This is a genomic window from Amycolatopsis sp. FBCC-B4732 (genome assembly GCF_023008405.1).
Classification (GTDB): Bacteria; Actinomycetota; Actinomycetes; order Mycobacteriales; family Pseudonocardiaceae; genus Amycolatopsis; species Amycolatopsis pretoriensis_A.
The window spans coordinates 8081963-8094713 of record NZ_CP095376.1; the positions used below are offsets into that span (position 1 = coordinate 8081963).

General features: G+C 71.3%; 13 protein-coding genes. 3 read left to right on the forward strand and 10 right to left on the reverse strand.

Annotation, left to right across the window (positions count from 1 at the left end):
- Nucleotides 1-299: 299 nt before the first annotated feature.
- Together MUY14_RS36265 and MUY14_RS36270 are read left to right on the forward strand one after the other, a co-directional pair.
- The gene (locus MUY14_RS36265; protein ID WP_247016112.1) at nt 300-1370 is read left to right on the forward strand and encodes a CoA ester lyase; all 1071 of its coding nucleotides are present in this window, start codon (nt 300-302) and stop codon (nt 1368-1370) included.
- Nucleotides 1367-2218: a CoA ester lyase gene (locus MUY14_RS36270; RefSeq protein ID WP_247016113.1), complete on the forward strand. Its 852-nt coding sequence runs from the start codon at nt 1367-1369 to the stop codon at nt 2216-2218. Before MUY14_RS36265 ends, MUY14_RS36270 begins: the two co-directional genes overlap by 4 nt.
- Nucleotides 2219-2236: 18 nt before the next feature.
- On the opposite strand, the gene MUY14_RS36275 is transcribed toward MUY14_RS36270, so the two are convergent.
- The 10 genes from MUY14_RS36275 to MUY14_RS36320 form a co-directional block, all read right to left on the reverse strand.
- The gene (locus MUY14_RS36275) at nt 2237-3070 is read right to left on the reverse strand and encodes a hypothetical protein (RefSeq protein ID WP_247016115.1); all 834 of its coding nucleotides are present in this window, start codon (nt 3068-3070) and stop codon (nt 2237-2239) included.
- On the reverse strand, nt 3063-3578 hold the full coding sequence (locus tag MUY14_RS36280; RefSeq protein ID WP_247016117.1) for an RNA polymerase sigma factor: 516 nt from the start codon (nt 3576-3578) through the stop codon (nt 3063-3065). Before MUY14_RS36280 ends, MUY14_RS36275 begins: the two co-directional genes overlap by 8 nt.
- A 62-nt stretch (nt 3579-3640) precedes the next feature.
- Nucleotides 3641-5026, reverse strand: a complete 1386-nt coding sequence (locus tag MUY14_RS36285) for an amidase (RefSeq protein WP_247016119.1) — start codon at nt 5024-5026, stop codon at nt 3641-3643.
- Between the two features lie 9 nt (nt 5027-5035).
- Nucleotides 5036-5791 (reverse strand): SDR family NAD(P)-dependent oxidoreductase, encoded by a 756-nt coding sequence (locus tag MUY14_RS36290; RefSeq protein WP_247016121.1) that lies wholly within the window; start codon nt 5789-5791, stop codon nt 5036-5038.
- Complete coding sequence (locus MUY14_RS36295) at nt 5788-7200, reverse strand: aldehyde dehydrogenase family protein (protein ID WP_247016123.1); 1413 nt, start codon at nt 7198-7200, stop codon at nt 5788-5790. The genes MUY14_RS36290 and MUY14_RS36295 overlap by 4 nt, the downstream gene beginning before the upstream one ends.
- Entirely contained in the window at nt 7193-7966 is a 774-nt protein-coding gene (locus MUY14_RS36300) for an ABC transporter ATP-binding protein (RefSeq protein ID WP_247016125.1), read from the reverse strand. Before MUY14_RS36300 ends, MUY14_RS36295 begins: the two co-directional genes overlap by 8 nt.
- Complete coding sequence (locus MUY14_RS36305; protein ID WP_247016127.1) at nt 7963-8694, reverse strand: ABC transporter ATP-binding protein; 732 nt, start codon at nt 8692-8694, stop codon at nt 7963-7965. Before MUY14_RS36305 ends, MUY14_RS36300 begins: the two co-directional genes overlap by 4 nt.
- Nucleotides 8691-9497 (reverse strand): ABC transporter permease, encoded by an 807-nt coding sequence (locus MUY14_RS36310; RefSeq protein ID WP_247016130.1) that lies wholly within the window; start codon nt 9495-9497, stop codon nt 8691-8693. Before MUY14_RS36310 ends, MUY14_RS36305 begins: the two co-directional genes overlap by 4 nt.
- Nucleotides 9497-10441 carry an ABC transporter permease gene (locus MUY14_RS36315; RefSeq protein WP_247016132.1) on the reverse strand — a complete coding sequence of 315 codons (945 nt, stop codon included), beginning with the start codon at nt 10439-10441 and terminating at the stop codon, nt 9497-9499. Before MUY14_RS36315 ends, MUY14_RS36310 begins: the two co-directional genes overlap by 1 nt.
- Nucleotides 10438-11928 carry an ABC transporter substrate-binding protein gene (locus tag MUY14_RS36320; protein WP_247016134.1) on the reverse strand — a complete coding sequence of 497 codons (1491 nt, stop codon included), beginning with the start codon at nt 11926-11928 and terminating at the stop codon, nt 10438-10440. Before MUY14_RS36320 ends, MUY14_RS36315 begins: the two co-directional genes overlap by 4 nt.
- A 67-nt stretch (nt 11929-11995) precedes the next feature.
- On the opposite strand from MUY14_RS36320, the gene MUY14_RS36325 reads away from it, so the two are divergent.
- Complete coding sequence (locus MUY14_RS36325) at nt 11996-12742, forward strand: FadR/GntR family transcriptional regulator (protein WP_247016136.1); 747 nt, start codon at nt 11996-11998, stop codon at nt 12740-12742.
- Nucleotides 12743-12751: the final 9 nt, after the last annotated feature.

Here is a 12751-nt window from a genome sequence, read left to right on the forward strand (position 1 = left end):
TGGCTGCGATCGGCGGCGCTCAGCGATCGATGACCGGTCGGTAGGCGGTCATCCGACTTCGGTCGAACGGTGCGGCCAACCGAGTGATCGCGAGGTGAGTGGCATTACCGTCCGCCCGCGCCCGACTACCGGGGGCAGGATCGCCGGCTAGCCCGTTCGGTGCAATCCACAGTGGACGCGGGCCGCTGAGCTGCGGTTGCCCGGCGGCGCTCGCCCGACGGTGACTTGCGCCGCAGCGGCCGGAGGCGCCCCGGACTAAAGTTACCGATCAGTCACTTAGTCGTCGCCGTGGAGGACCGATGCGCTCCCCGAAGGACTTCTTCGCCCCGCTCGCCCTGGGCGCGCCCGCTCCCGTGCGGGAGATCCCGGTGACGCCGTCCCGGATGATCCACTTCTTCGACCCCGGCAACGAGAAGATGGCCGCGAAGGTGCCGGACATCGCGAAGAAGGTCGACGTCCTGCTCGGCAACCTCGAGGACGCGGTCCGCGCGGACCGCAAGGAAGCCGCGCGCGCCGGGCTCGTCTCGATCGCCAAGGCGAACGACTTCGGCAGGACGCAGCTGTGGACCCGGGTGAACAGCCTGGACTCGCCGTGGGTGCTCGACGACCTGGTGACGCTCGTCACCGAGGTCGGCGACAAGCTCGACGTGATCATGGTGCCGAAGGTCGAGGGCGCGCAGGACATCCACTACGTCGACCGGCTGCTGGCCCAGCTCGAAGCGCGGGCCGGCCTGACGAAGCCGTTGCTGGTGCACGCGATCCTCGAAACGGCGAGCGGCGTGGCCAATGTGGAGGAGATCGCCGGGGCGAGCCCGCGCATGCAGGGCATCTCGCTCGGCCCGGCCGACCTGGCCGCGAGCCGCCGGATGAAGACGACCCGCGTCGGCGGCGGCCACCCGGGCTACCTGGTGCGCACCGACCCGACCGGCGACGACCTGACCGAAGGCCGCACGACGTACCAGCAGGACCTGTGGCACTACACGGTCGCGCGGATGGTGGACGCCTGCGCGATGCACGGGATCCTGCCGTACTACGGGCCGTTCGGGGACATCCGCGACGTCGTCGCGTGCGAGGACCAGTTCCGCAACGCGTTCCTGCTCGGCTGCGTCGGCGCGTGGAGCCTGCACCCGGTGCAGATCGACATCGCGAAGAAGGTGTTCTCGCCTTCGCCGTCCGATGTGGCCTGGGCGCGGCGCGTCATCGCGGAGATGGGCGACGGCACGGGCGCGGTGATGATCGACGGGAAGATGCAGGACGACGCGTCGGTGAAGCAGTGCCGCGTGGTCGCCGAACTGGCCGACGCCCTCGCGGCGGACGACCCCGAACTCGCCGCGGCCTACGACGCGGCCACCAAGGAGACCCTCGGATGACCACGCCCCGCCGCTCTGTCCTCTACATGCCCGGTGCCAACGAAAGAGCGCTGGAGAAGGCCAAGACGATCCCGGCCGACGCGCTGATCCTCGACCTCGAGGACGCCGTCTCCCCCGATGCCAAGGAAGCCGCGCGCGAACGCGTGTGCGCGGCGGTGGGCAGCTACGGCTCTCGTGAAGTGACGATCCGGGTCAACGGCCTGGACACCGAATGGCACGACGCCGACCTGCGCGCGGCCGCGTCCGCCGGGCCGGCCGCGGTGGTCGTGCCGAAGGTGAACTCGGCGGCCGAGGTGCACAACATCGAGCGCGCGCTGGAACTCGGCGGCGCCCCGGACCACACGAAGATCTGGGCGATGCTCGAGACGCCGATCGCGGTGCTGCACGCGGAGGAGATCGCGGCGGCATCCGAGCGGCTGACCGTGCTGGTGCTGGGCACGAACGACCTCGCCAAGGAACTGCACGCGGAGTTCGTCCCGGGCCGCGGGCCGCTGCTGGGCGGGCTTTCGCTGTGCCTGCTGGCGGCGCGGGCGACCGGTCGCGTCATCCTCGACGGCGTCTACAACGACGTGAAGGACCTCCAGGGTTTCGAAGCGGAGTGCGAGCAGGGCCGGCAGTACGGCTTCGACGGGAAGACGCTGATCCACCCGGCGCAGGTCGAGCCGTGCAACCGGATCTTCGCCCCTTCGGAGGCGGAGATCGACCGCTCGCGGCGGATCATCGACGCCTTCGAGGAGGCGCGCGCCGCGGGCCGCGGCGTGGTCACTGTGGACGGTCGGATGATCGAGAACCTGCACGTCGACAACGCACGGCGGGTGCTGGCGCTGGCCGAGGCCGTCAAGAGCTGACGGCCCCGGCCACCGGGGTCACTTCGGCAGGTCGTCCGTCCACTCGCCACTGACCGTGTAGCCGTCGCCGTCCACGCTCTTGACCGGGGTGCCCTTGGCGTCCAGGTACATCGAAGCGCCGGTCACGGTGCCGGTCGACGGGTCGATGGTGAGGTGGCCGCCGCCCGGGAGCTGGACCGTGCGGCCGTCCGGGTCCGCGCTGACGCCGGGGTACGCGGCGATCGCGCGGAACGCCGCCGCCTGGACCGCCGGGGGTGCGGGCACCGCCGTGACCAGCGAAATCAGGGCCTGGAGCACCGTCAGGTCCAGGCCGCCGGGGTAGCTGCCGCTGCGTTTGACCGAGTCCGTGAGCCAGGCCCGCAGGGCCGCCGGTTCGGTGGGCAGGGCCTGGATCTGCCCGAGCGTGAGCTCGGCGCCGAACATCCGGAACGGCCGCACCTGAGGCTGGAGAACGGCCTTGCCGTGGGTCTTCGCGCCGCGGTACCACTCGTGCCCGTCGGCCTTGGTCCAGTACTCCCAGGCTTCGCCGCCCACCTTCGTCGTCACGTGCCAGTAGGTGCGGCCGCCGGTCTGGGCGCGCTCGGCGGCGGCCAGCAGGATCGCCTGGCCGGTGCTGACCGGGACCACCGCCTGCGGAGGTACCGGTTCCGGAACCGGGGTGGCGGGCAGGGTCGCGACCACGACGGCGGCCGCGGCGGCGACCACGCCGACGCCGATGACGAGCGGGCGGACGCGCCGGGGCCGGGGCGCGGCGAGCATCCGGTTCCGCAGCCGGTGGCGGCTGCGGTCGACGACGTCCGGGGTGGGTTCGGCGGGCAGCAGTGCGGCCCGCAGCGTCTGCAGGTCATCCATCGGAGGCCTCCGGGGCGAGAACAGGGGCGAGCTTCTTGCGAGCACGCGTCAGCCGGGAGCCGACCGTGCCGGGAGAGATGCCGAGCGCTTCGCCGACTTCGGCGTAACCGAGGTCGGCGAGGGCCACGAGCAGCAGGACGTCGCGTTCGCCCGCGGTCAGCCGCGCCAGCGCTTTCGCCAGCTGACCGCTCAGGACGACGCGGTTTTCGTGGCCCTCGACCGGTGGCGGCACCTCGATCCGGGTGAGGGCGCGGTAGTGGCGGGCTTCCTTGCGGCGGTGGCGCGAAACGAGGTTCGTCGCGATGCCGAACAGCCAGGCCCGCAGGTCACCGCGGGCCGGGTCGAACGTCGACCGGCGGTCGTAGGCGACGAGGAACGTCTCCGCGGCGACGTCCTCCGCGGCCTGGGCGCCGAGGCGGCCGGCGACGTAGCGGTAGATCCCGGCGAAGTGGCGGTCGTGCACCTCGGTGAACTGGTCGGCGCCGGTCACCGGGGCTGCCTCTGTCATGGGGTTCCTTCCCGTCGGCGACAGCTTCACCACCACTTCGCCGCGGGACCGGAACTTCTTCCCTACCCGATCGGCCAGGCGCGCTGCGGGCCGCGAAGGCCTTCGTACGCCGCGGCCGCGCGCAGGACGCCGATGTCGTCGAAGCGGCGGCCGCTGAGCTGCAGGCCGATCGGACGGCCGTCGTCGGTGTAGCCGCAGTTCACCGACACCGCCGGCTGGCCGGACATGTTGTACGGGACGGTGAACGCGATGTGCTCGAACGGCCGCGCCGGGTCGTTCGTGGGCGACGCCCACTCCGCCGGCGGGGCCGCGACCGGGCACGTCGGCGAGAGAACGACGTCGTAAGCGGAAGTCGCGCGCAACGCCGCCACGCTGATCACGTCGATCTGGGCGAAACCGCGGTAGACGGCCACTCCGGACAGCTCCGCGCCGCCCGTGGCCCAGTCCGCGATGTACGGGAGGACCTTCGCGCGCCGCTCCGCCGGCAGCCCCTGCATGTCGGACCAGGCGCGCGTGCGCCAGAAGACGTCGAGGCCGTCGAGCATTTCGCGGGTCAGGAACGGACCGACCGGCTCGACGATCGCGCCCGCGGCCTCGAAGGCACGCGCCGCCGCGGTGACGGCGTCGAGCGTCGCCGGATCCACCGGGAGGCCGACGCCGGGGTCGAGGTGCAGGCCGACGCGCAGACCGGCCAGGGAACCCGCGGGGGAAGTCCACGCCAGATCCGCCGGCGGCAGGCTCAGGTGGTCACGCTCGTCGGGCGCCGACAGGACGCTCATCAGCAACGCCGTGTCGGCGACCGTCCGCGTCATCGGGCCCGCCACCCGGCCGAGGAACGGCGGGTCGACCGGGACGCGGCCGAAGCTCGGCTTCAGGCCGGTCAGGCCGCACCAGCCCGCGGGCAGCCGGATCGAGCCGCCGATGTCGGTGCCGACGTGCAGGGGTCCGTAGCCCGCCGCGGCCGCCGCGCCGGCCCCCGCGCTCGAACCGCCCGGCGACGCCGAAATCAGCCACGGGTTCCGGGCCGTTTCGTGGAAGCTCGAGAGCCCGGACGTCAGCATCCCGTAGTCCGGCATGGTCGTCTTGGCCAGCAGAACGCCGCCGGACTCGCGGACGCGCGCCGCCGCCGGGGCGTCCTCGGCGGCCGGGGTCAGCGCGGTCGCCGCGGTGCCGAGCGGGACCGGCGTGCCGCGGGTCGCGATGTTTTCCTTGAGCGTCAGGGGGACGCCGTCGATCGGGCCGAGCGGCTCGTCGGCCGCCCAGCGCGCTTCGGACGCCTTCGCGTCGTCGAGAGCGCCTAAAGGGTCGTACGCGTACAACGCGTGCAGCTCCGGCTCTCGTGCCTCGATGCGGTGCAGCACCGCTTCGGTCACCTCGACCGGCGAGAGCGTCTTCGCGCGGTAGTGCGCGACGAGCTCGACGGCGGTCAGGTCGGGCAACTCGGTCATGCGCGCTCCTTACGAGGCAGGCGGTTCGAAGCGGCCGTCGACGGCGGTCCAGCCGCCGTCCACCGCGAGCACGGAGCCGGTGACGAACGACGAAGCGTCCGAAGCGAGGTACACGACCGCGCCGGCGAGCTCGTCCGGCCGCGCCCAGCGCCCCAACGCGCCCTTCGCCGCGTAAGCGTCGTACCACTCGGGGTTCGCCTTGATCTGCGCGGTCAACGGCGTCTCGACGACGCCGGGCGCGATGGCGTTGACCCGTACGCCGGCCGGGCCGAACTCCGCCGCCGCCGTCCGGAACAGCTGGACCAGCCCGGCTTTCGTGGCCGCGTACGGACCTTGGCCGGGCTCGACGGTCGTGCCGCGGATCGACGAGAAGCCGATGATGCTGCCCCGCCCGCGCGCGACCATGCCGGCGCCGAAGACGCGCACGACCTCGAACGACACACCGAGGTTCAGCGCGATGACGCGGTCGAACTCCTCGCGCGTGTAGTCCAGCAGCCGCTTGCGGACGTTCGTCGCGGCGGTCAGCACGACGACGTCGAGCGGGCCGAGCTCACTCGCCGCCTTGTCCACGGCACCGGGCGCGAGCAGGTCGATTTCGTACGCCTCGCCGACGCCCGCCTCGCGCGCGGCTTCGAGGTCGCGGTCCGCGCACACCACGTCGGCGCCGTGCGCGGCCAGCGCGCGGGCGGCTTCGCGGCCGATGCCACCGGCGCCGAGCACGAGCGCGCGGCGGCCGTCCAAGCGGAACAACGTCGAGTAGTTCACGGGCGCAGCACCGCCATCCTCGTCACGGTCAGCTCTTCGACGGCGAACCGCGGTCCTTCGCGGCCGATGCCGGAGTCCTTCACCCCGCCGTAGGGCATGGTGTCCGAGCGGAACCCGGGCACCTCGTTGACGACGACGCCGCCGACCTCCAGCTCGTCGAGCGCGCGGAACGCCGTGTTCAAGGACTTGCTGTAGACGCTGGCGTGGAGGCCGTAGCGGGACGCGTTGACCGCGGCGAAGGCTTCGTCCACATCGGACACCGTGCGCACGCAGACGACCGGGCCGAAGATCTCCTCGTCCCAGGCTTCGACGCCGTCCGGGACGTCGAGCAGGACGGTCGGCCGCAGCACCGTGCCGTCGACACCTCCGCCGACCCGGCGGCCGCCGGCCTTTTCGATCCAGGCGGCGACGCGGTCGGTGGACGCGGGGTCGATCAGTGCGGACACCCGCGTCCGCTCGTCCCGCGGATCGCCGACGACGACTTCGCCGAGCCGCGCCAGCAGCCGTTCGGTGAACTCCTCGGCAACCGGCGCGACGACGAGGACTCGCTGCACCGAGATGCAGGCCTGGCCGGACGCGTAGAAACCGCCGCGCAACACGGCGTCCACCGCGGCTTCGAGGTCCGCGTCCGCCGCGACGACGAGCGCCGCGTTCGAACCCAGCTCCAGCAGCGTCTTCGTCGGGGCGGCGTCGCGGGCGATGCGGTGGCCGACCGCGGCTGAGCCGGTGAACGAGACCGCGCCGATCCGGCGGTCGGTCGTCAGCGCGGCACCCACCCCGGCGTCGCCGGTGACCAGCTGGACCATGGCGGGAAGCGGCGCGAGCGTCCGGACCAGGTGCACCAGCCACAGGGTGGCCAGCGGTGCCTGGGGCGCGGGCTTGACGATCACCGGGCAGCCCGCGGCGATCGCCGGGGCGATCTTGTGCGACGCCAGCAGCAGCGGGTAGTTGAAGCCCGCGATGCCGACGACGACGCCGATCGGCTTGCGCTTCCAGAACCCGACCAGTCCGTCGCCGGCGGGCAACAAGTCCAGCGGCACGGTCTCGCCGTGCAGCCGCGACACCTCTTCGGCAGCGGCTTCCCACGTGACGATCGTGCGCGCGACCTCGACGCGGCAGTCGACCAGCGGCTTCCCGGTCTCCAGCACGAGCAGGTTCTCGAACTCCTCGCGCCGGTCTCGCACCGCCGAAGCGACGTCGTTGAGCAGCGAACGGCGAACCCGCGAAGGCAGCGAAGCCACTTCGCGCGCAACGGCGACAGCTTCGTCCACCGCGCGAGCAGCCAGCTCAGGAGTGCCGACCGGCGCGGTGCCGATGACGCTCCCGTCGTAGGGGAAAACGATTTCTTCAACGTCCACAGTGGACACCCAGCCCGCTCCGATCGGCAGGCCGCCGGGGTACTCAGCCATCGTCGCCTCCGCTCAGCCGGGCCAGCTCGGCGCGCAGGTTCGGCGCGGCGGCCAGCAGTTCCCGCGTGTACTCGTGCCGCGGCGCCTCGTAGACCTGGCCGACGTCGCCGAGTTCGACGATCTCGCCGCGGCGCATCACGGCCACGCGGTCGCAGACGTGCCGGACGACGCCGAGGTCGTGCGAGACGAAGATCAGCGTCAGCGCGAACTGCTCCACCAGCTGGTCCAGGAGGTCGAGGATCTGGCCGCGCACGGAGACGTCGAGCGCGCTGACCGGCTCGTCGGCGATCAGGACGCTCGGGTGGGGCGCGAGCGCGCGGGCGATGGAGATGCGCTGCCGCTGGCCGCCGGAGAACTGGTGCGGGTAGCGCTGGGCGGCGTCGACGGGCAGGCCGACGGCGGCGAGCAGCTCGGCGACGCGGTCGGGTTCGCGGCGGCCCAGCGGTTCGGAAATGATGTCCCGCACGCGCATACGGGGGTCGAGCGAACCCATCGGGTCCTGGAAGACGATCTGCAGTTCCGACCGCAGGAAGCCGAGTTTGCGTTCGGGCAGGTCGTCGATCCGGCGACCTTGGAACGTGACCGTGCCGGCCGTCGGCTTGTCGAGCGCGGCCAGCAGCCGGACCAGCGTGGACTTGCCGGAGCCGGACTCGCCGACGATGCCGAAGCGCTGTCCGGCCTCGACGTCGAAGCTGACGCCGCGCAGCGCGTGGACGTCCCGCCGCGCGTACCGGCGTTCGAGGTCGCGGACTTCGATGATGCTCATCGACGGCCCTCCAGGTCCGAAGCGGCCAGGAGCTTGCGCGTGTACTCGTGTTTCGGCGCCGTCAGGACTTCGCGTGTCGAGCCCGCTTCGACGATCTCGCCGTCCAGCATCACGAGCACGCGCTCGCACACCGACGCCACCACCGCGAGATCGTGGCTGATGAAGAGGAGCGCACTTTCACGTGAAAGTGCGGCTTTGATCAGGGTGAGGATCTGGGCCTGGACGGTGACGTCGAGCGCGGTGGTCGGCTCGTCGCAGATCAGCAGCGACGGCCCGTTGGCCAGCGCCATCGCCAGCACGACCCGCTGCCGCTGCCCGCCGGACAGCTGGTGCGGGTACGCGCGAGCGGTGCCCGCCAGCCCGACCGCGCCGAGGAGTTCGTCCGCGGACCGGCGGCGGCCGTGGATCCGCCCGGGCTCGGTGACCTGGCGGCCGACGCGCATGGCCGGGTTCAACGCCGTCATCGGCTCCTGGAACACCATGGCCAGCTCGTCGCCGCGCAGCCGGGAGAGGTCCTTTTCGGACATTCCGAGCAGCTCGCGATCGCCCAGCCGGACCGAGCCCGACGCGCGCAGCTCTTCGGGCAGCAGGCCCATGATCGACAACGCCGTCAACGACTTCCCCGAGCCGGACTCGCCGATCAACCCGACGCGCTCGCCCGCGCCGATCTCGAAGGAGACGTCGCGGACGAGTGAAGAAACGCCGAGGCCACGCACAGAAAGCGTCATACCCGCGCCGCCAATCGGGGGTCGAGGCGGTCGCGCAGGCCGTCGCCGAGGAGGTTGAACCCGAGCACGGCGACGGCGATCGCGATGCCCGGCACCAGCGCCAGCCGCGGGTGCACGGTCAAGAGTTCTTGGGACTCCTGCAGCATCCGGCCCCACGACGGCGTCGGCGGCCGCGTGCCGAAGCCCAGGAACGACAACGCCGCTTCGGCGAGCACGGCGATCGCGAACGACACCGACGCCTGCACGATCAGCAGGCCGGAGATGTTCGGCAGCACGTGCCGCACGGCGATGGTGAGCCGCGACCGGCCGCCGGCCCGCGCGGCGAGCACGAACTCGGTGCTCATCACCTGCAGCGTCCCGGAGCGCGCGATCCGCGCGAACGACGGGATCGTGGCGATGCCGATCGCGACCATCGCGGTCAGCGTGTCCGCCCCGAACACCGCGCCGAACATGATCGCCAGCAGCAGCGCGGGGAACGCGAGCACGAGGTCGTTGACCCGCATGACGAACTCGCCGAGCCACCGCGGGGACATCCCGGCGAGGATGCCCAGCGGCGTGCCGATCACCGCGGCGATGCCGACGGCGACGACACCGACGTACAACGTGGTGCGGGCGCCGACCATGAGCTGGCTCAGCAGGTCGCGCCCGAACTTGTCGGTGCCGAACCAGTGGGCCGCGCCGGAATCGAGCAGCCGGCTCGCCGCGTCCACCTTCACCGGGTCGAACGGCGTCCACACGAACGACAGCAGCGCGGCCAGCACGACCAGGCCGACGAGCACCCCGCCGAGGACGAGATTGCGCATCACGAACCCCGCAATCGCGGATCGAGCACGGTGTAGAGGAGGTCGACGACGAAGTTGACCAGCAGCACGCCGACCACCAGTACGAGCACGATTCCCTGCACGGTCAGCAGATCGCGGGAAGCGACGGCGTCCAGCAGCATCGAGCCCAGGCCGGGCAGGACGAACACGCGCTCGACGACGACCGCGCCGATCAGCAGCGTCGCCAGCTGCAGGCCGAGCACGGTCACGACGGGCACGGAGGCGTTGCGCAAGCCGTGGCGCACCAGCGCTTGCCCCGGCCGCAAGCCCTTGGACCGCGCGGTGCGCAGGTAGTCCTGGCCGAGCGTGTCGAGCACGGCGGAACGCACATAGCGCGTGAGCACCGCACCTTGCACCAGACCGAGCGACAACGCGGGGAGGATCAGCCCGCGGACGAACTCGCCCGCGTTCTGGTCCGGCGGTGTCCAGCCGCCCGACGGCAGCCAGCGCAGCTGCACGGCGAAGATCTGCACGAGGATGATCCCGGCGAGGAACGCGGGGATCGCGACGCCGATCTGCGAGAGCCCGGAAACGCTCGCACCGGCCGCCTTCCGGTGCTTCACCGCGGCGAACGTGCCCGCGGGGACCGCGATCACCAGCGCCACCAGCATGCCCGCGCCGACCAGCCAGAGCGTGACGCCGAGGCGGTCGAGCAACTGCGGGCCGATGGAGTCGCGCGTGACGTACGAGCGGCCGAAGTCGCCGCGCAGCACACGGGAGATCCAGTCGAAGTACTGCGTGACCAGCGGCCGGTCGATGCCGAACTCCGCGCGGGTCTTGGCGAGCAGCTCCGGCGTCGCGTTGACGCCGAGCGCGACCTGCGCCGGATCGCCCGGCAGCACGGCCATGAACAGGAACACCACGATCGACGCGACCAGCACGCTGACCACGAAGATCGCCACCCGGCGCAGCACCTTGGCGGTCATCGCGGGGCCAGTCCGGTGAGGTCGAACGACTCGCTGACCTGGTTCTGGACGAACCCGCCGACCTTGGCCTTCGCCACGATCACGTTGGGGAACAGGAAGAGCCAGTCCGCGGCGGCGTCGGTGTTGAGCTGCCGCGCCACCTGCTTCATGTCCGCGACCTGCTGCTCCGGCGTCCCGCTGTCGGCCTCGGCGAGCAGCTGCTGGACGCGCTTGCTGTCGTAACCCCAGTAGTACTTCGGTTTCCCGAACGTCGTGATGTCGCGGGCTTCGACGTGCTGGATGATCGACAGGTCGTAGTCGTGGTCGGTGAACACCTGCTTCAGCCACACCGCCGGGAAGTCGAGCGGCTCGATCGTGGTCCGCACGCCCACGTCGGCGAGCTGCGACTGGACGACCTGCGCGGCCGACACCGCGTAGGGCAGGTTCGGGATCCGCAGGCGCAGGTTCAGGTTCGTCGCGCCGGCTTCGGTCAGCATCGCCTTCGCGCGCCCGGGATCGAACGGGTAGACCTTCGAAAGGTCCTCGTACCAGGGATCGGTCGGCGGGACCATGCTGCCGATCAGCGTGCCGCGCCCGGCCCACGCCGTGTCGAGCAGCGCCTTCCGGTCGATCGCGTACGTCAGGGCCTGGCGCACGCGGACGTCGTTCAGCGGCGGCCGCGCGCCGTTCATGGCCAGCGTGACCTCGGAGTTCGAGGTGCCCTGGACGACCTGGAACCGGTCGTCGGCCTGGAACTGCGGGATCGAATCGGGCGCGGTGATCGCCGAGATGACGTCGATGCCGTTGCTGGACAACGCGTTGTTCAGCGCGGTCGGGTCCTTGATGTACTTGAGGACGACGGTCGAGTACGCCGGTTTCCGGCCCCAGTACGCGGGGTTCGCCTTCAGCACCACGGAGTCGCCGCGCTTGCGCGCCGCCACGACGTACGGCCCGGTGCCGACCGGCTTGGTCGCCAGATCGGCGACGCCGGTCGGGCTGAACATCGCGCCGAGCCGGCTGGTGAGGCTGAACAACCAGCCGTTGGACGGCTTCGAGAGCACCACCCGCGCGTGATCCGGCGCCACGACGTCGACGTGGTCGACGACGTCCATCGTGGACTTGATCGAGATCGTCCAGTCGGTCTTCACGCGCAGCAGCGAGAACTTGACGTCTTCGGCGGTGAAGGGCGCGCCGTTGCTGAACTTGACGCCGGGCTGCAGCTGGAAGTCGTAGGTCTTGCGGTCCGCGCTGATCGTCCACGACTTCGCGAGCAACGGCACCACGCGCCCCTGCGAGTCGAGCTTCACCAGGCCTTCGTAGACGTTGTAGAGCAACGCCTGCGGGATCGCGGCGCCGTCCGTGCGCGTGAAGTCGAAGTTCGCCGGTTCCGCCGTGAAGCCGACGGAAAGCGTGTCCGGACCGGCGGAAACGCTCGCCGACGAGCCGGCCGAGCAGCCGGACACCACGAGCAGCAGCACCGCTGCCAGCACGTGAAGTCGGGCTTTCATTCGGCCTCCAGGTCAGTACACTGGTCTGACCAGTAGCCTGACATTGCGGGGACGACGAGGTCAAGGGATGCGGTTCGAACCGGTGGCTCCGGTCCGCGCGTACGAGCGGGTCGTCGAGCAGATCGAGCAGGCCGTGATCAGTGGCGAGCTCAAGCCGGGCGAGCGGCTGCCGAGCGAACGCGAACTGATGACTCAGTTCGGCGTCGGCCGCTCGACGATCCGGGAAGCCCTGCGCGTGCTGCAGGCCGCCGAAATGATCCGCTCGCGGCCCGGCGACCCGCGTGGACCCGAGGTGCTGGCCGCCTCCCCCGCCGCGTTGCACCGCTCGATGCACCGGCTCGCGCGGGCGAACCACGTCGGGCTCGCCGAACTCCTGCAGTTCCGGATGATCCTCGACGGCTCGGCCCACCTGCTCGCGGCGGAGCTGCGCACCGAAGACGACTTGGCCGGTCTCGACACGGCGTTGGAGTCCATGCGCGAAGGCGTCTCCCGCGGGTACGCGGAGTTCAGCCGCGCGGACGTCGCGTTCCACGAAGTCATCGCACGGATCTCGCGCAATCCCCTCCTGGTGGTCAGCGAGGAAGTCGTGCGCGGGGTCGTGCTGGAACTGATCGAGGACAAGCTCGCGCACGCCAGCGACCGGACGTCGCTGATGCGCTCCTGGCTCGCGCACCACGCCGAAGTGCTCGACGCGATCCGGGCCGCCGACGGCGCGGGCGCGGCGCACCTGGCCAAACAGGCGTTGTACGACAACTACGCCGAATACGTGCCCGCTCCGCAACGCCCGCTGCTGGCGCCGTTGCTGCGGTCCTAGACTCGGCCG

Bases quoted from the DNA above. Each gene is read 5' to 3' on its own strand.
- MUY14_RS36300 (WP_247016125.1), bottom strand. From the start codon at position 7,966: ATGAGCATCATCGAAGTCCGCGACCTCGAACGCCGGTACGCGCGGCGG.
- MUY14_RS36280 (WP_247016117.1), bottom strand. From the start codon at position 3,578: ATGACAGAGGCAGCCCCGGTGACCGGCGCCGACCAGTTCACCGAGGTG.
- MUY14_RS36325 (WP_247016136.1), top strand. From the start codon at position 11,996: ATGCGGTTCGAACCGGTGGCTCCGGTCCGCGCGTACGAGCGGGTCGTC.
- MUY14_RS36320 (WP_247016134.1), bottom strand. From the start codon at position 11,928: ATGAAAGCCCGACTTCACGTGCTGGCAGCGGTGCTGCTGCTCGTGGTG.
- MUY14_RS36275 (WP_247016115.1), bottom strand. From the start codon at position 3,070: ATGGATGACCTGCAGACGCTGCGGGCCGCACTGCTGCCCGCCGAACCC.
- MUY14_RS36315 (WP_247016132.1), bottom strand. From the start codon at position 10,441: ATGACCGCCAAGGTGCTGCGCCGGGTGGCGATCTTCGTGGTCAGCGTG.
- MUY14_RS36270 (WP_247016113.1), top strand. From the start codon at position 1,367: ATGACCACGCCCCGCCGCTCTGTCCTCTACATGCCCGGTGCCAACGAA.
- MUY14_RS36310 (WP_247016130.1), bottom strand. From the start codon at position 9,497: ATGCGCAATCTCGTCCTCGGCGGGGTGCTCGTCGGCCTGGTCGTGCTG.
- MUY14_RS36295 (WP_247016123.1), bottom strand. From the start codon at position 7,200: ATGGCTGAGTACCCCGGCGGCCTGCCGATCGGAGCGGGCTGGGTGTCC.
- MUY14_RS36305 (WP_247016127.1), bottom strand. From the start codon at position 8,694: ATGACGCTTTCTGTGCGTGGCCTCGGCGTTTCTTCACTCGTCCGCGAC.
- MUY14_RS36285 (WP_247016119.1), bottom strand. From the start codon at position 5,026: ATGACCGAGTTGCCCGACCTGACCGCCGTCGAGCTCGTCGCGCACTAC.
- MUY14_RS36265 (WP_247016112.1), top strand. From the start codon at position 300: ATGCGCTCCCCGAAGGACTTCTTCGCCCCGCTCGCCCTGGGCGCGCCC.